The organism is Cyanobium sp. Aljojuca 7D2, from assembly GCF_024346415.1.
Lineage (GTDB): Bacteria > Cyanobacteriota > Cyanobacteriia > PCC-6307 > Cyanobiaceae > Cyanobium_A.
In genome coordinates, this window is record NZ_JAGQCX010000011.1 from 23,424 (window position 1) to 45,330 (window position 21,907).

The window sequence follows — 21,907 nt, forward strand, 5'->3', positions numbered from 1 at the left end:
GTGTGTTCGAACTCAGCGACGAGCACCGCGGCCGTTGACCGCGAAGGACGCCCGGTAGAGCTCCGAGGCCGACATCGCCTGGGGGTTGATCGGCTCGCCGTTGCTGCCGATGCCCGACACCGTCAGCCCACCAGCGGCCTGCATGCCGGCCGGCCCCCGCTGTTGAAAGAGGAAGCCGTAAACGGGATGCACGCGCATCTGATCGAGGAACTCGGTGGTCGTCATCGGCCGGCCGTCGTCCCCCAGCAGCGGCTTGCCCTGGGAGTCCAGCGGTTCGAGCACGTCCTTGCCGTCGCTGCCGGTGGTGAGGCGGAAGCAGGTGCCCAGCTGCCCCTTGAAGATGTCAAAGAACGTCCCCCGCGCGTCACCGCCGGTGCGGCCTTCGGCCTGGGAGAAAGCCCGCTCCAGCAGACGGTCCTTGCGCAGCTGCAGGATCTGCTGCTTGGCCTCATCTCGTTCGGCGGCAACGGCGGCCACCTTCTGGGCAGAGGCCTCCTCCATCTGCCGCTCACGCAGCTCCATCTGTTGCTCGAGGATCTGCTTCTGGCGCTCGGCCTCCTGCAGGCGGGCGTACTCCTCGGGGTTGATCTCGGAGAAGCGGTTCAGCTGCTGCCGCAGCGTGCGGATTTCTTTCTCGAGCTGATTGCTCTTGCGGCGTTCGGCCCGCAGAGGGTCGGAACTGCGGTGTTCATCACCGCCAGGTTCAGCAGCTGCAGGAGATGCCGGAGCCTGCGCTTGCGGATCGCCCGCAGGGGTGTCGCCAGTGCCCTGACCATCGGCACCACTGTCGGTGCTCTGGCCGGTGGCGGCGTAATTGTCGTCAGCGCTCTGGCCGCTGGCGGCGGCGGAGCTGGAGGTGGAAGAAGCAGTGGCAGTGGCCATGACCCATCGCGGCTGTCGTGGATGAACGCCCCATCCGGGCTGCGTTCACCAGCTATTGCCATCGATCTGTGAGGAGACGGCAGTGCAATGAGGTTGAGAGCCGCCGAGCTGTCTACGGTCAGGCTCAGATGCCACCACCCCTGTGAAGCGCTTCCTCTCGATCGCGTTGCTCACTGCTGCGGTGCTGGGCGGCAGCGGCGTCATGGCCTGCGAGAAGCACCTCAACGGCCACCAGAACAGCAGCGACACCAACACCGAGGGGACCAAGAAGTAAGCGATAAGAGCGGCCCCGCTCAGCCCCGCGAGAGCTCCAGCTGCCTGGCCAGCCACAGCTCCACGTCCTCGTAGGTGTAGCGGACGAGGTTGCCCAGCTTCACGAAGGGCGGCCCGTAACCGCTGGAGTTCCAGCTGTAGATGGTCGAAATCGACACGCCCAGGTAAGCCGCCAGGGTTTCTGGCGTGTAGAAGCCGCTCGGCAAGCTTGTGGTGCTGCTGTCGGCATTGGCCGCGGCGCGTCGTTTGGGGATGAACAGCCAGCTCCCCAAGGGCAACTGGTCCGATGGTCTAGCGGTGATGGTGGGGTTGAGGCTGCGCAACGTGGTCACGGTGGTGCCGTGGCGCTCGGCGAGCACGTTGAGGCTGTCGCCACTGCCAACGACCACGACGCGGTTGGGCTTGAGCGCCGCCTGAATCCGTTCGCCCAGCAGCGGCTGGGTGAGCGAGCCGATGCCACCGGCGCCATAGAGGCCGCCGAACTCGGTGACCGAGAAGGCCGCGAACTGGCCGCGGCTTGCGGACGGAAGCACCCCTGCCGAGGTGAGCTCGCCCAAGGGCCCCAGCCACACCGCCCCGAAGCAGGGAGTCAGCAGCGCCGGGGTGGTGGCCGAGACCGGTCGGATGCCGCTGGTGCTCCAGCTGATGTCCGTGGATAACCAGTCCCAGGGCTGGGTCGGTGTCAGCGGCAGCACGGCGCCGCGGGTGAGGTAGCCCTCGTAGGTGAAGTCGCCGGTGTCGAGGCCCGGAGCGTTCTCCTTGCTGGAGATGCCCCGCAGCCGCTTGATGAACCCCTCAAACAGAAAGCGGCCGGTGCGCTCGGAATCCAGCACCCCCGGCAGCGCATTGGAGAACAGCAGGATGCGGGCGTTGGCGTAGGGCTGCAGCGCCGAGGGGGGCAACGCCCCAGGCGACAGAGCCCCAGGAGCGGGTGTGCTCGTCACGGCTCAGCCCCGCTCCAATGCGGCGGTGAACCCACTGCCGTTGCCGCTGAGCTGGGGATCGCGGCTCCAGTTCGCCAGGGTGGGAAGCATCAGCAGCAACGCCTGGGCATGACTGCCCCGCTGGCGGCGCAGCGCCTGCTCGATCGAGAGGCCCACCCCAAAACGGGTGACTGTTTCCTCCCGCAGCAGCTCGGTGTCGAACTCGATCACGTCCGCCTTCTTGACCGGCAGCGTGCCGTCCTCTGGCAGGGCATCGGCGGCTACGGCCTTGCGGCGGGTCTCGATCGGCGCCTGCAGCTGATCAGGGGTCAGCCCCGCCAGCTCGGTATCGATGGCGGCGATGGCATCCAGCTCCCGCCGGGCGGTGGGGATGGCATCCGGGTAGAGCTGTTCGAGATCCGCCATCGCGTCGTTGATGGCGCGGATCGCGGGCAGGCGGGCCGGGATCGAGAGGGCAACGCGGATCCCCTCCAGATCAGCAGCACGCCAGCGATAGGGCGAGTCGGTGGGTGTCTGGCTCATGCGGCTGCAGACGCGGCTGTCTCCTCTTGCCGCAGAGGCAGTGGCGCCGAGTCCTCCCCGACCCTGGTCGCAGGGCTGTCGTCGAGCGTCGGGCTGCTGATCGCATTGGCGGTCGCCAGGGCCAGTTGATGGCGCAGCTCATCCCGACTGATGACGCCTTTGTCATAGAGCTCGATCCATTCCTTCACCTGGGGTTGCGGTTGGATCGGCGGGGTGAGCGGGCTCACCGTCACCTGCAGGCCGGCGCCGGAATCGAGCGACTCACCGGTCAGGGCGCACCAGTGCTGCAGCAGGGTCGAGAACAGCGAGGCCTTCTGGATCGCCATCGCCTGCAGCAGCGCGTAGCTCTGGGAAGCGGTCAGGCTGATCTCCATCTCGGTGCGGGCGGCGCCGCGGTTCTGAGAGGGGATCAGCGCATCGCGGCGCATGGTGTCATCGAGGATCTGCAGCCAGGCCCGGTGCTCAGCCAGCGAGCGGGCCCGGATCTCCACGAACTCAAAGGAGGCGTCCGAGGGGAGGTCCATACAGGTGTTGGGGCCCAGCACCACGGGTCCGGCCTGGCTGTTGCCCATGGCATCGACCATCCCCTTGCGCACGCCCACCGGCAGGGCTGTGCGGGATAGGAGCTCCTCGTATTCGCTCTTGCAGCGGAAGTGGTTGAGGTACTGGTGCGCCAGGCCAAGGTGCGGCAGGTCGCCCTCGCCAAAGGCAGAACCATCGGAGGTGTACCAGCAGGCCGGCAGGCGGCTGATCCCCTCGTAGGTGGTCACCACCGGCTCATCGCAGCGCCAGCCGCTGCTGGCCTGGGGGTCAGTGCAGACCGGGTGGTGGGCCAGCTGCAGGCCGGTGATCGCTTCCCCAGCAGTGAGGAGCTGCAGGCTGCGGTAGTGCCAGCGGTCTGGGGCGTCGGCATCACCCAGCAGGGCCTGGATCTGCTCGGTGACAGCTTCTTCAGTTCCGGGGGCCTCGGAGTTGATCGGTCGGTTCACCGGCTCGCGCCAGATGATCCGGCCCGGCAAGCCGTAAGAGACGGGGAGCTCCCAGTTCAGGCAGTTGGCCCTGGGCAGCAGTTGGAGCCGCGGAAGCGACAGGCGATCACCGCGCCGCAGCGCCTCCTGCCGGTCGCCCTCGCTGGGCCAGCTGTGCTCGGGCGGTAGCACCAGCACCAGGGCCGCGCCATCGCGCAGCACCAGCAGATCCGCCGCCGCCAGGAAAACGCCCAGGTCGGTGCCCCGACCATCCACGTCAGTGAGCACTGAGCTCAGGCTGGCGGGGAGGCTGATCCAGCTTCCCCGGCTGAGCATCCCGGCATAGGTGCGCAGGGCGTCTCGGAAGAAGCCCGAGGGCCGAGCGGCATCGAGGCGCTTTCGGTAGGCGGTGTCCGGTTCCCGTTCGCCCTTGGGCAGGTAGCGCTCTTTGCGACTGCTGCCGTCAGGGGCGGCGAGCAGGGCCCAGCAGTCGGCGGTGATCTGGATGGAGTCCCGCAGGGCGGTCAGGATGGGGTTTGGGGCCCAGGGGGCGTGGAAAGAAGCAGCTTGCTGCTTGGCGGCTGAGAGCACTCGTTCTGGGCTTGGCTACTTGCTCTTGCCTGCGAGGTTTTAGAGAGCTGCCGAGACTGTGTAACTCAGTGGATAGTTGGTTCTCGGACCCGCAAACCATGGCTAAGACTGAAGGACCTCGGTGAGAAGTCCATGCGTGCGTCGGGATCTCAGGATCTACCCTCGATTCCATCGACATGGTTCTTGGATAGGAGTCGGGTGAGCTCCGTGGTTCTCGGAACCGTTTAAGAATGAGTTGGGCGTCGCTACCGCGCGGGAAAAGCTGCGTCGCGTGTGCTGGCCTTCTTCATCGAAACACTTTCCTTTTACTGGATCGGGATCGACTATGGCCCAGGAATCAAGCGTTCTTCAATTGTCCCGGAGCTCCAGCGTAAGACTAATCAGCCAAGCAGCTCAGTCCTCTGGAAGTGGATTTTTCGTCGCCGATGAATTCGTGCTCACTTGTTTCCATGTCGTTGCTTCAATAGTCGTGGAGGACAAGAGCATCAAGTGGAGCCTTCATCCCGACTTACAGGTCGTCACTCCATCCGGCGAGACAATCGCCGCAAATGTAGTATCGATTCCTGCGCAGACCGACGCAAGTCCGCTGATGCAAGATTTCGCTTTGGTCAAACTACAAGCCAAGCCTTCAAATAGCTATTCCATTTTAACTCTAGCGTCGGAGAAAGAAGCGCCGACCGTCGGTGATGACGTTGTGTTTTCCGGGTATCCGCTGGCAACTCCAGGGATGGCAACGCACCGTGGAATGGTTTCTGGGTACGACGAGTCGCTTTCTATAGTTTTCGTGCAAGCTCCGGTGAACAAGGGCAACTCTGGCGGAGCTTTGTTGAATGCTCAGGGGCACGTCATTGGCATCGTTAGCATGCGAGAAGGTGGCATATCGCAGGGACTACAGCAACTGCAAGTTTACATCGACCAAACGTCTTCTCATGGCAGCGTGCAACTCATGGGCGTTGATCCGCTCCAGGCAACAAAAGCGATCATCCAAACGCTTGACCAATACATCAGCACGGGCATTGGATACGCAAGATCGATCAAGTGTTTTCGCGAATACATGGTCAATAATAAGGTGACGCTTAAGTGAGTTGGCGACGCTCAGCCCTCCGGTGTAGGGGACGCTCCGCGATAAAGCCGCGCAGCGCTCCTGACCTTGAACGTTAGAGGGCCAACCTTCATAATGTTCGGCTGCAGGCAAAAAACGCGGAGGGCGACTGCAGGATGTCGCTATTGATAAAACTTTCCCATTCGATGGCCCGCAATGAATCCAAACGACTTCTGGAAGCCATTTGAAGTGGAGATCGCTTCTTTCGAAGATCTTCAGAAGATCCTCGGACAAGTTATGGAGAAAGCCGTAGCCAATAATCGAACATTTGCATGGCGTGGCCAAAGCAATGCAAGCTGGGGTTTACACGCTTCTCTGCCTAGACGTTTGCGCTTAACCCTTGGTAGGACTGTATTGGAGGATGACCTCAGCAAGCGGGAGGGTCAAATTCTCGCCGAGGTACATCGTTGGGGCCTGCACGCATCTCATGAAACAGGTCGGTTATCAATTCTTAGTCAGCTGGCCATGCTGCAACATTACGGCGCGCCAACACGCCTTTTAGATATTACGTTCAATGCCTGGGTGGGTACTTGGTTCGCTGTCGAAGAGAAATGGGACAACGGTCAAACTAAGTATGACGACGTTGATGCTCGGTTATTTGCCGTGGACGTAACAGACCGCCTTATCAATGAACAAGATCATCGAAGGGCTTGGGAAGATGAGCTTACGAGGCCATGGACATCAGATAATCCCGAGCTAGTTGGCCGTAAGGAATGGACAACGACCGTATTCGCATGGAAGCCGCCTAGCCTCGATGGTCGAATTGCGGCACAAAATGGCGGATTTCTTTTCGGCGGAGTCCCAATGACTGAGAAACCAGACAATAAGCGATTTCAGTTGCCAAAAACTTCGACAGGAACCGAGAAGTGGACTATAGACGAGGTCCGCCAAGCCACTTGCATAGCGATTCGGCCTAATGAGTTCAGCACAGCAAAGGGTGCAAAGTCCAGCACAGGGGCACTCTACAGCTTTAGAATAAAGGCCATTGCCAAGGCGAAGATCCGAGACCGATTAGAACGCCTATTCGGATATCGGCACTCAACAATTTATCCAGACTATACGGGTTTTGCAAGCTATGGGACGCCAGAGCTGAAATCCTGGTAACGCCATCTTTCAAGCCCACTAGAGTGGACAAGTCGCCATCATCTCTATGCTTCGTTACCGCAAACTCCTTGTCAGCCTCTCAGGAGCAGGATTTAGATGACGCCATTACGCATTCTTGATGTCGACATTGACCTATTCGTTAATGAACCTGCTTATTGGTGTCAGGCTGGCGAGAGGCTTTCAAGCGATACATACTGGACTTGGAGCGAATCAGAAGTAAGAATATTCCTCGAGGGGGCCTGCGGGCTGAGAAGAACTCATAGGATTCCTGGCAGGATTGTTGATAATCATCACGAAGTTTTTTATATATGGCGTAATCTGATCGAGTCGGGAGAAGCAGAGGCTCCATTCGAAGTTGTTCACCCAGATTCACATGCAGACCTAGGGCTTGGTGATCCTGGGTGGGCATATCTTATGGGTGAACTACTTCACTTGCCAATTGAAGAAAGAACGAATCCAAAGGTCGGCTGGGAGTACATGAATGCCGGAAACTATCTGGCATTTGCCGCGGCTTGTGGCTGGCTGAGCAAGCTGACATATGTGCACCATCCGCAAGGCGGCAATGATGCTATGCATTTCCACTTTAAAGATTTTGATGTTGCCTCAAACGAAATAGAATTGAAGCGTTGTCCCCCAGAACGCCTAAGGAGGCTCCTCGTTTCAGAGCCTTCCTATGTAAATTTTGGCGTGGAGCAAAGAGGGCCGACATTGCCCTTTCATAAAATCAGTTGCTTAGATTACCGCGCTGAACAATCCTTTGACTACGTATTTTTCGCAAGATCACCAGAGTTCACACCTGTTGAATCTGATTTGCTATTGCCAATCTTCCAAGAGTACATGCAAAACATCTGACAGCATCGTTCACTTAACTCAGTTAATAAGCCTGCCATCAGAAGTAGTCGATTCGGGCGGGGGATGACAAGCGTCACTCACTCCCCATCTCAAATGCCACTACACGCTGATTGCAGCTCAACACAATCTCCCCCCACCGCTCCTCGCTAATCCCCAGCCGCTCGGGTAGTTCCCTGAAAGGTGTGCCCAGCCTGAGCAGCTTCTGCCCCCTGGCATGCAACTCCCGCCAAGAGGCCGGCACCTTGATCAGAAAACCCTTGTCCCTGAGGTAGTGATACACCTCCCCGTTGGCATAAGTGCGGGCATAAGGCCTGAATGGCCCCCGCTCCGGCACATAACGGCGGGCGGCCTGGAGGATGCCAAGCATGGCGATCTGCTCCAGGTCGTCCTTGGGATGGCCGGTGCGGCGGGAGATGTTGCCGGCCACGGTCTTGGCGATGTCGCGGTGCTGCAGTGCCAGGGCATTGGCCGCAGCGTGGGGGTTCACTGGCCTGTGTCGCCGAGGCTTGGCCGGGAAAGCGATCACCAACTGAACCGCCTGCTGGCAGGACGCGGGCCGCGCACGCTGGGGGCAGCGCGGACGCCGCGCCACGCAGCTGGCCACCACAGGCGGCCGCAACGGCAGGGCCAGCTGGCCTGCTGCCGCTGCAACGCGACAGGCCGGGGTGCGTAGTGGCCGGGCGATGGCGACCGTCATCGCTCAGCGGCTGAACACCATCGGCACCGGCGAGCTGCCGGAGCCCCGGCCGCGCCAGAACTGGGCCTCGATCCAGAGCACGCCCTGGCAGAAGGCATCCACCTGGTCGTCGACACCGCCGCGGGGCGAGAAGGCCAGCAGTTCTTCCACAAGGGAGTCGGCCTTGCGGGCAAAGCGCACCTGGCCCGCCTCCACCAGCGGCGCAACGGCATGAGCCCTCGACGCCTTGCTGCCCTTGGGCGGGATGGCGATCAGCCCCGGCACCTGACGCTTGAGCAGCTGGCAGACGGCCGGACCGTTGGCCGCGTCTTCGATCAGCACCGCGTTGGGGCGCAGCCCCTGGCGCTCCAGGGAGGCAAGTGAAGCCAGCAGGAACTTGATCACCCCCGGCAGATCAAGCCGCTGCCGATGGGCCCATAGCGCCTCGACCTGCAGCTCCGCCCACGGGTCAGGGGCACCAGCAGGGGAGTGAGTGGCATTCACACCCCTGGGTATTCCCTGAGCCCCGGCGGCGTTGGCGGCCAACGCCAGGCCCTGCCGGCGCGCCTCGGCTGTCGGGTGGCGCTGCGGCTCCAGCAGGCCCAGCAGGGCAAAACCACAGGCGTCGTTGTCCTTGCCGTCCTTGAAGCTCAGGTCGCAGCTCAATACCAGCGGCGCGTAACGGCGGAGCTGGCCGGGAGCGACCGGCAGCGGCGGCTGAATCCAGCCCTTGCGGAACAGCAAGCCCTCAGCGGGGCTGGGCCGCTGTTGGTAGAGGGCGTTCCACCAGTAGGAGCCCAGGCGGGTGCGGATGCGCTGCAGCACCGCCAGCGGTACCCGCTCCGGGCAAAGCGGTTCGCCTGGCTGGCGCCAGTCCGCGACTTTCTTGCAGGTATGCGGAATCTGCATAGAGATCGCCTCCGGCTCAGCGATGGCCGGCAGGTTGAGCACGGTCCAGTGCTCCGGGTTCTCCTGGCTCTCCTGCTCCAGCAGCCAGGCGGTCATGTCGTGGTGGTCCCAGCGGGTCTGCACCACCACCTGGGCCGCTGGGAGCAGAGCTCCCTCGGCTGTGAGGCCGGGTTCGGCGCGGGTGAACCAGACGCTCTTGAGCCAGTCGATCAGCCGCTCGCGCTGCAGCGCCGACTTGGCGTCCTCGGGGCCCTTGTAGGGGTCGTCAATGATCCCGAGGTTGTAGCCCTTGCCGGTGAACGGCCCCCTCACGCCGGCAGCGATGCAGCCGCCCCGCTGGGGCGTCAGCCAGTTGCCCACGGCGGCCGAGTCCTTGGAGAGGGCGTGGCCGGTGATCCGGTAGTAGTGCCGGGCTTCTCGGCTGTGGGCATAGGCCAGCTCGCCGGAGTAGCTGGCGATGGCGCAGAAGAGTTCGGGGTGCCGGCTCACCCAGTAGGCCGGGAACAGGCGTGACACCAGCTGGCTGTTGTGGGTGACGGTGAGCTGACGGCCCACCACGTACAGGCCATCAGGGCGGTCAACCTGAATGCAGCGGCCCCGGCGCGTTGAGCGGAGGTCAGCCTCCACCCGCGCGATCGCCATCCGCCGCTGCCGGACCAGGCGGTGGATCGCTTTGCGCTGCAGCCGGGTCGGGATCGGCATGGTGGGCTGAAACCCCACCGTGATCACCGCATGGCGACCGATCACGCCACTGCTGCTGGTCGCCGCCGGTGTTTCCATCCGGTAGGGGCGAAAGCCCAGGCCCTCCGCCAGGTCCAACACACCATCGGCCAGCTCGGCGCTGGTCGTGACAAAGCGCACCCGGCCTTTGGGGTCCACGTGACCATCGCTGTCGATCAGACCCGCCAGCAGCTCAAGCCGCTGCTCCATGCCGCTGCGCAGGTAGCGCTCAGGGATGTGCTTGCGGCGGAGCACACCAGCAGCCTGCAGATCACAGCGCAGGGGAGAGGGAATACCTCGCCTGGTGAGCAGTCCCGCCAGAGCCGTGCGTTGCACCCGTTCATAGCCCGCGCCGCGATGGCGGTGGACCGCAGAGACCGCATAACCGGCGCGGATCATCGCCACGACAGGTTCGCGGTCCCTGCAGTCGTGGGTGACACAAGGTGCACCAGTGGTGCCGTTGCCCAGCCAGTAGCCCAGGGCGTAAGGGTCCAAGGGCAGCTCCTGGCTCGGGTAGTGCAGTGGGGCCGCATGGGGCAGCTGGAATAGGAAGCGGCTGCCGCGTTGTCCAAGCACGCCGCTGTGGAGTTCCTGGCTGGCCAGCTCCGCTGTGGTCAGGGTCTGCCAACGGCGACTCCTGCGGCTCCAGACGGTCCACTCATGCTGCGGGTGGCACCAGATCTCCTCACCGCGGCTGGTGGTCACCTTCATCGTCATGGTGGTCTCGCCTGACATGGCGAGCACACGGATGGGCTTGCCATCGGGACTGAACACCTGATCACCGGGCCTGAGATCTCCGTGACGTCGCCAGCCCATTGGTGTCGGCACGGGAGTGTCGTGACTACAGGCCTTCCCGTGGCGCGGCGGACAGCAGACGATCAGGCGGGTGAGCTGGCCGTCGGCCACCTGCTGGAGCAGGTCGATCAGGAGCTCTGAGAGCCGGTGGAACTGGAAGGCGGGAAAGGCGCTGTGGATGAAGTCGCGAAACAGCAGGCCTTGGCGGGTCGTTGTCGGCCGGTCAGGATCAGGCACACCGAGCAGGCCCCAGTCGGCCCAGAGGTCGGTGGCGGGATCCAGCAGAAGGCCGCCGTCCTGACCTGACGAGGCAGGCGGTCGAAGGGTGGCAGCGATACGCCCCATCAGGTCTTCGCCTCGGGGGGCTTGATCGGAGCGCGCAGCAGCCCGCCGATCTCGGCGATCACGCGGAAGGCGCCGACGGCGGCATTGAATTGGCCCGCATCCATCGCCCGGCGGGCGCAGTCGTTGAGGGCAAAGATCTGCTCGGCCTGGTGGCGGCGGCGGTCGGAGATCAGCTCCTCCACCATCCGCTGCCGCGCCAGCGCCAGGTATTTGCTGACGGTCTTGATGTTGGTGATTCCCCAGTTCTGGGCTGCTTTTTCCCTCATCTGCGCCAATGGCAGCCGCTGGGCGACCCACAGCTGCGCCTCGGCAATGCGCGTCTCCACCTCCATGTGGGTAGCGCGAGGTTTGTGGCTCTGGCTGCGACGACCGCGAGGCGGATTGCCCTTGCCCACCGGTCGGCTGGCATCCACAGCAACTCTTGGCCAGAGGGGCGCGCCATCGGCGTCCTGCAGGGACGGCGCCTGGCGGAGCTCCTCCAGCACAGCCTGATCGGCATCCACCTCCAGATGGGTCGCGGCGGTGGACTGCTTGCTCACAGCAGGCCCTCCCGCAGGATCAGCCGCACGTAGGCGGCCCACTGCTCGGGGGTGAGCACCACCCGCCAGGTGCCGCCGCGAAAGCGCACCAACGTCGCCGCGAACGCCGCAGCGGCGTGCTCGGCCTGCAGGGCGGCCTCGTCTGGCTTGAGGCGGGCTGCGGCGGCGGTGTTGGCCCAGCTGGCCACCTGGATCACATGGGCCGGCACGCCATCGAGATCGCCGGTGTCACCCCCGGCCGTGGTGGTGCGGCCGGCGCCGAGCTTTCGGCGCACCGTCAGGCCCAGAAGGTCGCTGAGCAGCTGGGCCGCTTCTCGCTCGGCCGCATCCCCCTTGCGCTTCTGGGGATTGGCCATCGTTCAGCTCCGGCCCGGCTTGATCGTCCAGAAAGCCTTGCCGTGTTTGGCGGTGGCGGTGCCGGTGGCGACCGCCAGCCGCTGGGCCTCCTTGAGCGCCTGCTCCTGCTGTTGCAGTGGCTCGGGATAGGCATAGCTGGTGCGCCCAGCCGACCAGGAGAAGCTGCAGCCGTTGTGGGAGAAGGAGGCATCCAGCTCGCCGGCCTCCAGGGCACCGTTGAGCTGCTCCAGCAGCGGCGAGAGCTCGGCTTCGAGTGCTTTTTGCTGCAGCTTCAGGGCCGTGATGCGATCGAGCAGCGCATCCAGAACGGCGCCGGCCAGGGGAGCAGAGCTGGCGGTGGTGGCAGCCATCAACAGAGCCAGCAAAGGAGCGAAGGGCGCAGGCAAGCGACCCGCAACAAACTATAGCGGCTCGATAGTCCGAATAAATCGGCTCGGATAGTGGATCACCACGGCCGGAAGCGGCTCACGTAGCCCGCCCACGCCGCTGCCCAGGCCGCCAGGCACTCCTCGCGGGAGTACAGCGGCGAGAAGCGCGTCTCGCCCGGCCGGGCCCAGATCGTCTGGCCGGCGTCGTAGTGCACGCCCCAGGTCGACTCCAGGGCCATGTAGCCGCCCAGCTGGGCGCGGGTGCAGTAGCTGCCGGACCCGGGGCGCGAGAGGGTCTTGAGGTCGGCGAGCACCCGCAGGCCGCTGGCCTGCTGGATGAAGCCGGTGTCGTAGGTGCCGGCCAGGTTGCGTACCAGGCAGCAGGTGGGCCGCTCTGAGGCGATCACTGTCACCTGCTGCCAGTGGGGGTGGGCCAGCAGCGGCTCGATCCAGTCCCGGTAGTCCGAGGCCCGCAGCTCCTCAATCAGCTGGGCCGCCTGCTCCCGCTTCTGGGGCTGCGGATGGAAGCGGGCCTTGAGCAGCGCCTCCAGCGCCAGGTGCACGGTGTGGCCCCGCGGCTCCCAGAGGTGGCGAGTGGCCTCGATGCGCGCCATCGCCCAGTCGCTCTTGGCTGAGCCGACCACGCCGGTGACCGACACCGCAAACAGGTGCTCCCCCAGCCAGTAGCGGTGCTCCGGGTCAGTGCGCCGCAGGCCCGGGATGGGTGGCAACCAGTCGCTGGGGAGAGCGACAGCAGAGTTACTGGTTGGGGTGAAAGGACGCCTGATCACCAAAACCTCACGTGATACACCAAATTGGTTGGATTCTTTGGACCCCGTTGCAGCGCAGGGGATCTGGGCAGAAGATCAAACGTGAGATTTTTTGGATACTTTGGATTCTTTGATCCCCAGGGACTTTCCGTTCCAGGGAGGGACGAGCCGCAAAGAATCCCAAGAATCCAGATCGGATCCACCCTGGGTGGGGCGCCAAAGCGCTTGCGCCGATGCGGAAGCCAAAGAATCCCATGAATCCAAGCCCTTCTCCATCGGTTGTGGATCAGTTGCCCGTGAGCAGCGTCAAAGCGGAGATGGCCAGCAAAGAATCCAAAGAGTCCCGAGAGAGTCCGTTGTGCCGGGTGCGTCAGATCAATTGCGCCGCAGGGAGATCCAAAGAATCGCAAGGATCCACCCCCTATAGATCGAACTCACGCGCCAGCCACTCCGCGCCGGCATCGCTGAGCCCATAACGGAGGTAGTAGCTCGCGCCGCTGGTACCCACCCTGGTGGCTGTAACCAATCCGTCCAGGCTGCCGAGGAAACGGCCCATGGCCTTGTAGGTGGTCAGCGCGTCCCCCTCCAGGTCCCGCTTGAGCCGCGCCTCCGTCGGCGCCATGCCGATGGCTTGCAGCAGCTCCAGCAGGCCTACCCCGGCCAGGCCATTGGTGTGCAGGACCTGGAGGTAGCGCAGAGCTTCCTTCTGCTTCTCGCTGGCCTTGCGCACCCGCTGGCCGGCGCGATCGAGATCACTCTCCTGCTCCTGCTGTTCCTGCAGAGCGTCATAGGTGCCGAGGCTTGAGAAGGCTCCGCTGCTGCCATCGAGCGCCACCACCAGATCAGCCGGCGGGCCTGAGCGGGCCTCGCGCACCAGGCGTCGCTGGGGCGAATCCTTGATCAGCCGGTTGCCCTTGGCCAGGTAGTGCAGCGTGAGGATCGTGTTGGCCGCACCGGCGATGGCGTTGTGGCCCGAGAGGGCCTCGGTGCCGGTGGTGTCGTTGGCCTTGTTGCAGTGGTGAATCAGCAGCAGCGTGCCGCCGGCATCGGTGATCTGGTGCTTGAGGTCGTAGATCAGCGAGCCCATCTCCGGGTCGTTCTCGCCAAAGCAGCAGCTGCGGGTGATCGAGCGCAACGAGTCGAGGATCACCACCGCGCCAGGGTGTTCGGCCAGGCAGGCCAGCAGGGCATCGAGGTTGGCCTCGGTGACGCGGAACCTGCGTGACCAGAGCAGCAGCGGGTGATCCCAGATCCCCAGCTGCTGCAGCATCTGGGCTGTATCGCCGTCGCCCTGGTCATCGGTCACAAGGATTACCGACCTTGGCAACTCCGGCGCCCCGAAACCAAGAAAGTCCTCAGCGCAGAGCAGGCAGCGGGCGAGGGCGTGCACCAGCCTGGTCTTGCCCACCTTGGCCCGGCCGCCCACGATCGTCAGGTCCTGCTTTGGGATGCAGAGCGGGATTTCCCACTGCACCGCCGGTGGGGGCATGGCAGCCCGTTCGTCTTCTGTAAGGGCGTGAAAGCGGTTGCCGTTGCGCATGTCGAGGGCCTCGAGGGTGAGCTGGCTGATTTCCTGCAGCCGCAGGGCGGTCTTGAGTTGCAGAGCGGCGTGGGCCTCGCGCACGCGGGCGTAGCGCCAAAGGCTGTTGCGCTCCCGAGCCACCAGGGAGCGAATGCAGTGCTCCAGCGCCTGCAGCCGCCGTGGGATCGGCAGGTGCACCTTTCCCCAGCGCACTTGGCTGTCGGGCCGAGGCGAGAAGCGCTGCGGACCAGCTCCAGGCGCAGATCCCTTGGTGCCCCTGGGGTTGCTGCTGGTGCGGTCGCTGCTCTTGCCACCGGGATGGCGACCGCTGGCGTCGCCCTGGCTGCGCTGGCTGCCTGCAGCCTGAGCCCCTGGGGGCCAGGGGGTGTGGGCAGGCTCCGGCGGCAACCAGCCGCGCTGACGGGCGTGGAACCAGAAGGTGGCGGCGCTGATCTGCTCGCCGCCGGAGCTGGCCACCTGGCGGATATCCCAGCCGCAACTGGTGGAGGGGCTGTGGGCCTCCATCAGGGCGATCGCCAGCTCACGGTCGTGGCCGGCCTGCTCGCAGGCCTGGATCAGGCCCCAGAGGATGTTGCGGTAGTCGGCGTAGGTGTTGCTGCCGGCCACCCGGCGGGGGATGGCAGCCAGGGCAGTGCGGATCTGATCGAGCGGCCGCGGCGGCCCGAAGTCCTCGTCGCCCAGTTCGGGCAGCGGAATGCCATCGGCTGAACCCTCACTGGGCTGCTCCAGCGGAACCTCTTGTTGCGGTGCTGTGCCTGCAACGGGCTCGGCGAACTCATCGGGCAGCAGCGCCAGGGCGATGTCATCCGGCGAGTAGCGCTGTCCGCTCACATGCACCAGCTCCACCAGAGCGGTGGGCTCACCGCTGGCGTCGACATACCAGCAGCCCGGCAGGCGCATCACCCGCGAGGCGTCCTTGCAGTGGGGATCGCCGCCGGCGTAGGCAATCAGCTCCGCCTGCAGCGGTTCCCACTCCTGCGGCGGGATCGGCAGCTCCAGCAGCCAGTAGCAATGGGCGGATTTGCCGCCGCTGAGCACGATCAGCGACGGCTCCGGCAGGCCCAGCTGCCGCCAGGCATTCAGCTGCCAATCGATCGGCCGGTCGTCCCACTCCACGAAGAACGCCCGGCAGGCCGTGATCTCGCTCTTGCGGTCGCCGCCGTCGTTGATCACCAGGTAGACGCCGCGGCCCTCGCGCTGCCACTGCTCAGCTGCCTCCAGATCAAATGGGCCTTTGCGAGCCCCGATCCGTCCCTTGGCGGGGTTGGCGCGGTGAGGAAAGGCGCGCAGCCGAGCGCAGGCAGGGTCTTTGCCCAGCAGGGAGAGGAACTGCTGGGCGGCAGCGCGGTCGATGTAGGCCTGCGCCGGGGCAGCGACCGGTTCAGCGCTGGCCATCGAGCCCCTGGCGCTTACGGGGCTTGCTGGCCAGCTGGTCGCGTTCCATGGCCTCGGCCACGATCAGGCGGATCACCGAGGAGCGCGAGAGCACGCCACCGCGGGTGCGCGCATCCAGCCAGTCGCGCTGCTCAAGCGTGAACTGCACGGAGAGCGGGGTCATCATCGAGGGCATGGCGACCTCGGTATGTCGAATTGGCTCATTTAGCCTGGCACAGGCTCGCTAAGCTGATCAAGCTCATGAGTGGGTCATGGTCGACAGCGCGGCGGCGGCGGATCGGGCGGCGGAGAAGGTCCGCAAGCTGGTGGCGATGAGCGCCTCACCGCACCTGGAGGAGGCGCGCACCAGCGCCTTTCTGGCCTGTCGCCTGATTCGCGAGCACGGGCTGCAGGTTGCGCCCCACTGTCTTGCTGCCCAGCCCATGCCGGCGCAACCCCACAGGCCGGCCGGTGGGCAGACGCCAGGCGAAACCTCCGGATTTCGGCGGATTCGTGTGCGCCATCCCGGCCATTGCCGATGTTGCGGGAGCCCGATCGCCCCTGGGGAGTGGGCGCTCTGGTGCCGTGGCAATGGGTTGCGTCACCCGCTCTGCTCCCCCTGAGCCGTTGCTGCGCCGCCGAGATCCAGCAGGCCTTGCTGGCCGTTCTGGCGGGGGAGGCCTTCCTGGCAGATAAGCCCTGGAGTGAGATCTGGTGGGGGCGGATGCAGCTCGATCTGGCCAGCGGCTGGCAGCTGCAGATCAACATCGACCGTGATCGGCTTGGGGCGCTGCTCTGGGCTCGATCCCCCGATGGGCGCGACTGGGAGTACGGCTGCCAGCGCGACGACTGGACTCTTGGCCCGGACAGCCGCATCGTCGAGCCCGTGGCGTTGCTGGAGCCGGAGCAACGCGAGCAGCTGGAGCGACTTCTGCGCGACGCCATCTGCTGGCCAGCACCGCTGGTCACCTGCGGTTGGGTGGTGCCGATGGGCAATGTGAAACCGTCGCCCTACGCCCGGCGGGGAGGGCGGCGCCAAGTCCATCGCCCCGTCACCAGCGCTGGTCGAGGGAAGTCAGGCCGACCATCCAAGACAGGGTCGCCAGTGCCCACACCGCTCTGAAACGGATACGCCACCCTTTCATGTTCATGAATGGGATGCCTTAGCCTTTCGCTAATGGCCAGATCCCAGTCCTGATGAGCTCTGAGTACCGGTACATCGAGGCCAAGCAGCTCGAGGCCGGCCAGCAGTTCGGCCGAATGCTCAGGCGTTGGCGGGAGCTCAACAACTGGACGCAGTACACCGCCTACAAGTGGGCCAAGGAGGCCGGCTTTGAGGTGATGGCCCCCAGCACTCTGAGCGTGTTCGAGAACGGCAAGGCACCCAAGCCGCGGCCGGAGAGCTTCTTTGCCCTGGCCGAAGTCAATCGCCGCCTGGCCGCCAGGGATTTCAGTGGCGTGCGCACCCGGGCCCTCAAGGATCTGATCAGCCAGGCCAGCCCCTTGATGGATGACGAGGGGCAGGTGTGGGGACCGGCGGAGTTCTGGAGCTGCCACCTGGGCCTGCTGCCGGTGCCGACCGCCTATCAGGCGCCTGCCGTGCCGGCCCAGCCAGAGGTCGATGCCGCAGAGGCGGCAAAGCTGAGCGAGCAGTGGCGCGGCCAGCTGGTGCAGACGGCCAAGCAGCACGGCATCGGCGTGATGGAGGCCCTGACCTCGGCTGCCAAGGCAGCGCCAGCCAAGCAACGGCAAGCCTTTCAGGCGATGCTGGCCGGCTTTGAGCCCTACTCCTCCGAGCAGCTGCAGGGAATGTGGGACGGGGAGGCGTGGCTGCCGCAGCGCTGGCTGCAGGACTGGGAGAGCAAGGCAGGCGGAGACTGAGCCGCCGCAATCATGCAGATTCGGCATAGCCGATGATTCCGCATCATTGGGCACAAGTTCGGATTAGCGAGCCGCTAATATCAGAGGTAAGCGGGCGCCGGTCCCGCAGTGCCTTCGATGACCACCACCCCTTGCGGGCGGATGGAGCCGACGCCAGGTCCCACCTCCGCCTTTGATCTCAACCAGGCCCTATTGCAGAGCCGTGAGCAGGCCCGTGCCCAGTGGGCGGAGGGCTTAGCCCAGTTCCAGTCCCAGATGGCCGCCATCGCCGAAACCTCCATGCAGGAGGTGGTTCAGGCGGCTGCGCCAGCCTTTGCCCTGGGCTTCTCGTTCAGCGCCCAGAAGCTGATCAATGAGGAGCATGAAGTGCTGCGGGTGACGCTGCGGCACCGCGGCGGCGCCGAGGAGTTCAGCGAAGCCCAGGCACCCCAGGAGGGCAGTGCGGCCTGGTATGCGCTGACCGCTTCCCTGTTGGCGGGCCTGCTGGGCATTCCCGTGGGCGGATCTCCTCGGACTATCGAGCCGAAGCAATCGCAGTCATTGGATTCAGGCTCCGCCGGCGTGACATCTACAAGCGCCACCACAGCGGCCTCCGCCCCTGCTGCTGACGACCCTGACTCCACAGACGACGAGTGGGACACCGCCGCTCCCGATGCCCCGGAATCCAGCGACCCCGGCCTGGAGCCGCTGACTGCAGACGAGATCGCCACCCTGCACAAGTTCCTCGGGGCCATGCCTCAGGAAGCGCGCAAGCGGTTCACGGTCGAGTTCCGCCACCACTTCAAGGTGCCCAGGGAGGTGCGGATGATCAGGGACCGCATCACCCAGCGGCGTCACAAGGACTTCATCGACCTGTTTGAGCGCGAACTGGCGGGGGTGAAGTCGTGAGCGTGTGCCGCCGCGCCTACGCCAGGCCCCAGCCCCGGGTTCAGCACGGCCGCCACTACCTCTGCGTCTGCGTGCACAGCGACGTCTACCGCCAGGTGCGGCAGCTGTCGGCGGAGCACCAGCTGAGCCTCTCCGGCGCCGCCCATCACCTGTTGCGGCTGGGCGCTGGCCTCGAACCCCTGCTTCCCCTGACCTCTTCCCCCTCCACCCTGAACAGCAAGTCCCATGGCGATTGAACTCAACGACGGCAGCCGCATCGCGGCGCCGGTGATCCGTCAGCAACGCCTCGGCGAGGTGGCCTACCTGGCGATCGTGCGGCCCGAGCAGCGCGACCGGCTGCGCAAGAACCTCACCAGCGGCGCAATGGAGCCGATCCCCAACGGCACCGACCGTCAGGGCCGGCCCAAGGTGAAGCAGGAAATGGTCGTGCATGCGATCGCCATGCCGGGCACGACGATGGAGGCCCGCATCGGCGATGAGGGCGGTGTGCCGGCACCGGGGGATCGGGTGCGCTTGATCCTCAAGGCCAAGGGCTTTGGCGAGTGGATCGAAGCACGCCGCCAGCACCGCCGCGGCCGGCTGAACGTGGGCGATGTGCTGGTGCTGGAGACCCGCTGGGCCCAGCAGTACGACCAGGACGGCAACCCCAAGGGCCCCAAGATCGAAGACCAGGCGGCCGCCGACGCGGTGCCCCGCAACGTGACCATCGGCTTCTACGGGCCGCTGAGCATCCGCGAGGGCACGGATCCGGCCTGGATCGAAGCGGCGGAGCAGGCCTACCGCTCCGATGAGGCGGCGGCCCGTCAGCAGCAGGCGATCCCACTGGCCGATAGCGACGACTACGGCGATGAGTTCGCCGATGAGGAGGTGCCGTTCTGATGGCACACCCCCAACACCCCGGCCGCACGCCGCGGCCCTTGGCCCAGCCGCAGTTGCCGGCCTTCTGCCGCACGCGCCGGCCGATCACCACCACCGTGCGGTTGAGCAGCCTGCGGCAACTGCAGTGGCTGCTGTGGTTGGTGCTGGCCCTGCAGCTGAGCACGGTTCTGTTGGTCTTGGCGGGTCCAGTGCCGGAACGGGTGGCTGCGGCCGCTGGGTCATTCACCCCTGCAGGTATCGCGTCGCGGCATGACATCCCTGTCCCCTCACCGTTCAAGCCATGACCAACACGTCCGCTCTGGTGCCCTACCTGTTCGAGGGGCACCGCATTCGGGTGAGCACCGATCAGCAGGGCGAGGCCTGGATCGTCGTCGCCGATGCCTGCGCCGCGCTGGCGGAGAACCCGATGGTCTGGGCGATGGCGAACCGGCGCGAGGAGGAGCATTGCCTCCATTCAGAAGAGGGTCCCGGCGCCGGTGGTTTCACCCTGGCGTTGATCAACGAGGCCGCGCTGCTGCGCCGGCTGCTGAACAGCGACAACCCCAGCGCACCGCGCATGCGGCGCTGGCTGACCCATGAGCTGCTGCCCGCCCTGCAGCGCCGCCAAGAGGGCAACGGGGAGCTGCCGCGACCCAGCATCGACGCGATCCGCAGGCAGACCGCAGCCGAAGTGCTGCGCGGGGCTGACGAGATCATCCACCTCACCGGCGTGTCCCATGCCGAGGCCCTGCTCAGCGTCTTGGAGCAGATCCAGGCCAACAGCGCTCCCGCCGGTGTTGAGGTGCAGGAATGCTTCCCTACCCGCCCACGGGTGGCCTGGCTGACGGCCGATCAGCTGGCCGAGCAGCTGGATCGCTCGCTCCGCCACACCAACCAGCGGCTCGCTGCCGCTGGATTGCAGCAGCGCAATGAGGACGACGACTGGCAGCTCACAGAAGCCGGCCGCGACTGGGGCGTCGCTCTGCCGCTCTGCAGTCGGGGAGAGCGCCGCCAGCAGATCCTCTGGGATCCGGCAGTGGTGGCCTTGCTGCAGCAGGCCAACTGAAAAGGCACCAACCCATCCAAGACACAAATCTGAGGACCAGACCATCAGCCATGACATCCGCAACCGATCGACTGCTGCGGCTCCCGGAGGTGATCCACCGGGTCGGCCTTTCACGCACCACCATTTACAGCCTGATCTCCACAGGCGAGTTCCCCAGACAGATCGTGATTGGACCGCGGGCGGTGGCCTGGTCCCAGCAGGAGCTGGAGGACTGGATCACCTCGAAGCGTCAGGCCGCCTGCGGCGCTGACGGTTGAGCAGCCATCACTGCGCTCAGCTCTGAGACCGGCACCAGACCGGCAGCGACGGCCACCACATCGAGCAGATCGGCCCAGCGCTGCAACATCTCGGAGCGCTCCTCGAGGTACTCGGCCCAGTCGTAGGCGCGGCTGACGCTGTTGCCATCGGCATGGGCCAGCTGCTTTTCGGTGACCACCCGGGGGATCTTGAGCTGCTCGATGCAGTTGGTCTGCCCGAAGCCCCTGAAGCCATGGGGTGTCTGGCGCCCCTGGAAGCCCATGCGCCGCAGCAGCATCGAGAGGCAGCCATTGCTCATCACCCGCAGCTCGCCGCTGCCGCGGTGGTTGGGGGTGTGAAAGACCAGATCGGTGTGGCCCGTGATCGGCCGCTGCAGGTCGAACAACAGCCGCGCCTGTGATGAGAGAGGCACGATGTGGCGAACGCGGGTCTTCATGCGTTCAGCAGGGATGATCCACTGACCCGCTTGGGTATCCACTTCGCTCCAACGGGCTTCCCGCAGTTCACTGGGCCGCACCAGGGTGAGCATCATCAGGCGCAGAGCGATGAGGCTGCTGCGCTCGGCCAGCCGCTGCCGCTCAAACTGATCGATCACCGTCAGGAGCTCGGGTAGCTCCACCCAGCTGATGCGGTGGTAGTGGGTGACGCGGGTGGCGGCGATGACCTTGCGGGCTTTGACGGCGGGATTGTCCTGCCGAAGTTCAAGGTCAACGGCATGCTCGATCACGCGGCGGGTGACGTCGTTGCAGCGGCGGGCCTGTTCATTGGCGCCCCTGGCAAGGATGGGCGCGAGCAGACGGGTTTCAATGTCGCTGCGGGTGATCGCCTCGATATCGAGTGGACCCAGTGCAGGTATGACGAAGTGATCAAGCTTCTCCCGCATGTCTCTGCAATAGCGGGGGCTCCAGCTGGCGCTGTGATGGTCAAACCAGGCCTGGGCGATCTGGACGAAAGGTCGGCTGCTGCTTTCGGCCTGCTTGCGCTGCTGCGTTGGGGCCTGGGTGCGTGGATCGATGCCCGCTTTGATCCAGCTGTTCAGCTCAAGGGCCTGCTTGCGGGCATCGGCGAGCCGCACGGCCGGGTAGGCGCCGATGGTGAAGGTGCGGCGTGCTCCCTGCCAGCGGTAGTCCTTGCGCCAGGTCTTGGAGCCGGAGCGCGCCACCCAGAGGTAGAGGCCGTCACGATCGTGGTGCTTGGTGCCCGGCCGTTCCGGGTCGGGCCGCAGGGCCTGGATCGCCTTGTCACTGAGCATGGCGGACAGCGCCGAAACGCTGGCGCGGGAGGGGATGTCGGCGGCTGGGCAAGCCAGGTGACGGTATAGG

Annotated in this window: 26 protein-coding genes; 13 read left to right on the forward strand and 13 right to left on the reverse strand. The window is 65.1% G+C overall.

The window, feature by feature from the left end:
• Positions 1-12 precede the first annotated feature (12 nt).
• Positions 13-882 (reverse strand): hypothetical protein, encoded by an 870-nt coding sequence (locus tag KBY57_RS11510; protein WP_254996022.1) that lies wholly within the window; start codon positions 880-882, stop codon positions 13-15.
• Positions 883-1,024: 142 nt separating this feature from the next.
• On the opposite strand from KBY57_RS11510, the gene KBY57_RS11515 reads away from it, so the two are divergent.
• Positions 1,025-1,156: a hypothetical protein gene (locus KBY57_RS11515; RefSeq protein WP_254996023.1), complete on the forward strand. Its 132-nt coding sequence runs from the start codon at positions 1,025-1,027 to the stop codon at positions 1,154-1,156.
• 19 nt (positions 1,157-1,175) lie between these two features.
• On the opposite strand, the gene KBY57_RS14310 is transcribed toward KBY57_RS11515, so the two are convergent.
• The 3 genes from KBY57_RS14310 to KBY57_RS11530 are packed head-to-tail and all read right to left on the reverse strand — an operon-like array spanning position 1,176 to position 4,180.
• Entirely contained in the window at positions 1,176-2,099 is a 924-nt protein-coding gene (locus KBY57_RS14310; RefSeq protein WP_254996024.1) for a helix-turn-helix domain-containing protein, read from the reverse strand.
• 3 nt (positions 2,100-2,102) lie between these two features.
• Entirely contained in the window at positions 2,103-2,621 is a 519-nt protein-coding gene (locus KBY57_RS11525; RefSeq protein ID WP_254996025.1) for a hypothetical protein, read from the reverse strand.
• Complete coding sequence (locus tag KBY57_RS11530; RefSeq protein ID WP_254996026.1) at positions 2,618-4,180, reverse strand: DUF4055 domain-containing protein; 1,563 nt, start codon at positions 4,178-4,180, stop codon at positions 2,618-2,620. Before KBY57_RS11530 ends, KBY57_RS11525 begins: the two co-directional genes overlap by 4 nt.
• Before the next feature lie 235 nt (positions 4,181-4,415).
• Between KBY57_RS11530 and KBY57_RS11535 the strand changes: the two genes are divergently transcribed.
• From KBY57_RS11535 to KBY57_RS11545, 3 genes are all read left to right on the forward strand, one after another.
• The gene (locus KBY57_RS11535) at positions 4,416-5,264 is read left to right on the forward strand and encodes a S1C family serine protease (protein WP_254996027.1); all 849 of its coding nucleotides are present in this window, start codon (positions 4,416-4,418) and stop codon (positions 5,262-5,264) included.
• A gap of 174 nt (positions 5,265-5,438) precedes the next feature.
• Positions 5,439-6,386: an FRG domain-containing protein gene (locus tag KBY57_RS11540; RefSeq protein WP_254996028.1), complete on the forward strand. Its 948-nt coding sequence runs from the start codon at positions 5,439-5,441 to the stop codon at positions 6,384-6,386.
• 96 nt (positions 6,387-6,482) lie between these two features.
• Positions 6,483-7,238, forward strand: a complete 756-nt coding sequence (locus KBY57_RS11545) for a UPF0489 family protein (RefSeq protein WP_254996029.1) — start codon at positions 6,483-6,485, stop codon at positions 7,236-7,238.
• A gap of 73 nt (positions 7,239-7,311) precedes the next feature.
• On the opposite strand, the gene KBY57_RS11550 is transcribed toward KBY57_RS11545, so the two are convergent.
• The 8 genes from KBY57_RS11550 to KBY57_RS11585 form a co-directional block, all read right to left on the reverse strand.
• Positions 7,312-7,935, reverse strand: a complete 624-nt coding sequence (locus KBY57_RS11550) for a sigma-70 family RNA polymerase sigma factor (RefSeq protein ID WP_254996030.1) — start codon at positions 7,933-7,935, stop codon at positions 7,312-7,314.
• A 3-nt stretch (positions 7,936-7,938) separates the two neighbouring features.
• Entirely contained in the window at positions 7,939-10,683 is a 2,745-nt protein-coding gene (locus KBY57_RS11555; RefSeq protein WP_254996031.1) for an LAGLIDADG family homing endonuclease, read from the reverse strand.
• Positions 10,683-11,222: a hypothetical protein gene (locus KBY57_RS11560; RefSeq protein WP_254996032.1), complete on the reverse strand. Its 540-nt coding sequence runs from the start codon at positions 11,220-11,222 to the stop codon at positions 10,683-10,685. Before KBY57_RS11560 ends, KBY57_RS11555 begins: the two co-directional genes overlap by 1 nt.
• A complete protein-coding gene (locus KBY57_RS11565; protein WP_254996033.1) occupies positions 11,219-11,578 on the reverse strand; it encodes a hypothetical protein in 360 nt (119 codons plus the stop codon). The genes KBY57_RS11560 and KBY57_RS11565 overlap by 4 nt, the downstream gene beginning before the upstream one ends.
• 3 nt (positions 11,579-11,581) lie before the next feature.
• A complete protein-coding gene (locus KBY57_RS11570; protein WP_254996034.1) occupies positions 11,582-11,929 on the reverse strand; it encodes a hypothetical protein in 348 nt (115 codons plus the stop codon).
• 95 nt (positions 11,930-12,024) lie between these two features.
• Positions 12,025-12,678, reverse strand: coding sequence for a hypothetical protein (locus KBY57_RS11575; RefSeq protein WP_254996035.1), 654 nt, complete (start codon positions 12,676-12,678; stop codon positions 12,025-12,027).
• A gap of 460 nt (positions 12,679-13,138) precedes the next feature.
• Positions 13,139-15,655 (reverse strand): AAA family ATPase, encoded by a 2,517-nt coding sequence (locus tag KBY57_RS11580; RefSeq protein WP_254996036.1) that lies wholly within the window; start codon positions 15,653-15,655, stop codon positions 13,139-13,141.
• A complete protein-coding gene (locus KBY57_RS11585) occupies positions 15,642-15,818 on the reverse strand; it encodes a hypothetical protein (protein ID WP_254996037.1) in 177 nt (58 codons plus the stop codon). The genes KBY57_RS11580 and KBY57_RS11585 overlap by 14 nt, the downstream gene beginning before the upstream one ends.
• An 88-nt stretch (positions 15,819-15,906) precedes the next feature.
• Between KBY57_RS11585 and KBY57_RS11590 the strand changes: the two genes are divergently transcribed.
• The 9 genes from KBY57_RS11590 (at position 15,907) to KBY57_RS11630 (ending at position 20,584) form a co-directional block, all read left to right on the forward strand.
• Positions 15,907-16,257 (forward strand): DUF2786 domain-containing protein, encoded by a 351-nt coding sequence (locus KBY57_RS11590; protein WP_254996038.1) that lies wholly within the window; start codon positions 15,907-15,909, stop codon positions 16,255-16,257.
• 32 nt (positions 16,258-16,289) lie between these two features.
• Complete coding sequence (locus KBY57_RS11595) at positions 16,290-16,757, forward strand: hypothetical protein (RefSeq protein WP_254996039.1); 468 nt, start codon at positions 16,290-16,292, stop codon at positions 16,755-16,757.
• Between the two features lie 74 nt (positions 16,758-16,831).
• Entirely contained in the window at positions 16,832-17,515 is a 684-nt protein-coding gene (locus KBY57_RS11600) for a helix-turn-helix domain-containing protein (protein WP_254996040.1), read from the forward strand.
• 117 nt (positions 17,516-17,632) lie between these two features.
• A complete protein-coding gene (locus KBY57_RS11605) occupies positions 17,633-18,403 on the forward strand; it encodes a hypothetical protein (protein WP_254996041.1) in 771 nt (256 codons plus the stop codon).
• Positions 18,400-18,639, forward strand: a complete 240-nt coding sequence (locus KBY57_RS11610; protein WP_254996042.1) for a hypothetical protein — start codon at positions 18,400-18,402, stop codon at positions 18,637-18,639. The genes KBY57_RS11605 and KBY57_RS11610 overlap by 4 nt, the downstream gene beginning before the upstream one ends.
• Positions 18,629-19,282: a hypothetical protein gene (locus KBY57_RS11615; RefSeq protein WP_254996043.1), complete on the forward strand. Its 654-nt coding sequence runs from the start codon at positions 18,629-18,631 to the stop codon at positions 19,280-19,282. The genes KBY57_RS11610 and KBY57_RS11615 overlap by 11 nt, the downstream gene beginning before the upstream one ends.
• On the forward strand, positions 19,282-19,566 hold the full coding sequence (locus tag KBY57_RS11620; RefSeq protein WP_254996044.1) for a hypothetical protein: 285 nt from the start codon (positions 19,282-19,284) through the stop codon (positions 19,564-19,566). The genes KBY57_RS11615 and KBY57_RS11620 overlap by 1 nt, the downstream gene beginning before the upstream one ends.
• Positions 19,563-20,327 (forward strand): Bro-N domain-containing protein, encoded by a 765-nt coding sequence (locus tag KBY57_RS11625; RefSeq protein WP_254996045.1) that lies wholly within the window; start codon positions 19,563-19,565, stop codon positions 20,325-20,327. Before KBY57_RS11620 ends, KBY57_RS11625 begins: the two co-directional genes overlap by 4 nt.
• Before the next feature lie 50 nt (positions 20,328-20,377).
• Positions 20,378-20,584, forward strand: coding sequence for a helix-turn-helix transcriptional regulator (locus tag KBY57_RS11630; protein ID WP_254996046.1), 207 nt, complete (start codon positions 20,378-20,380; stop codon positions 20,582-20,584).
• On the opposite strand, the gene KBY57_RS11635 is transcribed toward KBY57_RS11630, so the two are convergent.
• Positions 20,557-21,837: a tyrosine-type recombinase/integrase gene (locus KBY57_RS11635; RefSeq protein WP_254996047.1), complete on the reverse strand. Its 1,281-nt coding sequence runs from the start codon at positions 21,835-21,837 to the stop codon at positions 20,557-20,559. The two genes, KBY57_RS11630 and KBY57_RS11635, sit on opposite strands and share 28 nt — an antisense overlap.
• Positions 21,838-21,907: the final 70 nt, after the last annotated feature.

Bases quoted from the DNA above. Each gene is read 5' to 3' on its own strand.
- KBY57_RS11510 (WP_254996022.1), bottom strand. From the start codon at position 882: ATGGCCACTGCCACTGCTTCTTCCACCTCCAGCTCCGCCGCCGCCAGC.
- KBY57_RS11525 (WP_254996025.1), bottom strand. From the start codon at position 2,621: ATGAGCCAGACACCCACCGACTCGCCCTATCGCTGGCGTGCTGCTGAT.
- KBY57_RS11540 (WP_254996028.1), top strand. From the start codon at position 5,439: ATGAATCCAAACGACTTCTGGAAGCCATTTGAAGTGGAGATCGCTTCT.
- KBY57_RS11545 (WP_254996029.1), top strand. From the start codon at position 6,483: ATGACGCCATTACGCATTCTTGATGTCGACATTGACCTATTCGTTAAT.
- KBY57_RS11550 (WP_254996030.1), bottom strand. From the start codon at position 7,935: ATGACGGTCGCCATCGCCCGGCCACTACGCACCCCGGCCTGTCGCGTT.
- KBY57_RS11555 (WP_254996031.1), bottom strand. From the start codon at position 10,683: ATGGGGCGTATCGCTGCCACCCTTCGACCGCCTGCCTCGTCAGGTCAG.
- KBY57_RS11565 (WP_254996033.1), bottom strand. From the start codon at position 11,578: ATGGCCAATCCCCAGAAGCGCAAGGGGGATGCGGCCGAGCGAGAAGCG.
- KBY57_RS11570 (WP_254996034.1), bottom strand. From the start codon at position 11,929: ATGGCTGCCACCACCGCCAGCTCTGCTCCCCTGGCCGGCGCCGTTCTG.
- KBY57_RS11580 (WP_254996036.1), bottom strand. From the start codon at position 15,655: ATGGCCAGCGCTGAACCGGTCGCTGCCCCGGCGCAGGCCTACATCGAC.
- KBY57_RS11585 (WP_254996037.1), bottom strand. From the start codon at position 15,818: ATGACCCCGCTCTCCGTGCAGTTCACGCTTGAGCAGCGCGACTGGCTG.
- KBY57_RS11590 (WP_254996038.1), top strand. From the start codon at position 15,907: ATGGTCGACAGCGCGGCGGCGGCGGATCGGGCGGCGGAGAAGGTCCGC.
- KBY57_RS11600 (WP_254996040.1), top strand. From the start codon at position 16,832: ATGAGCTCTGAGTACCGGTACATCGAGGCCAAGCAGCTCGAGGCCGGC.
- KBY57_RS11605 (WP_254996041.1), top strand. From the start codon at position 17,633: ATGACCACCACCCCTTGCGGGCGGATGGAGCCGACGCCAGGTCCCACC.
- KBY57_RS11615 (WP_254996043.1), top strand. From the start codon at position 18,629: ATGGCGATTGAACTCAACGACGGCAGCCGCATCGCGGCGCCGGTGATC.
- KBY57_RS11620 (WP_254996044.1), top strand. From the start codon at position 19,282: ATGGCACACCCCCAACACCCCGGCCGCACGCCGCGGCCCTTGGCCCAG.
- KBY57_RS11625 (WP_254996045.1), top strand. From the start codon at position 19,563: ATGACCAACACGTCCGCTCTGGTGCCCTACCTGTTCGAGGGGCACCGC.
- KBY57_RS11630 (WP_254996046.1), top strand. From the start codon at position 20,378: ATGACATCCGCAACCGATCGACTGCTGCGGCTCCCGGAGGTGATCCAC.
- KBY57_RS11635 (WP_254996047.1), bottom strand. From the start codon at position 21,837: ATGCTCAGTGACAAGGCGATCCAGGCCCTGCGGCCCGACCCGGAACGG.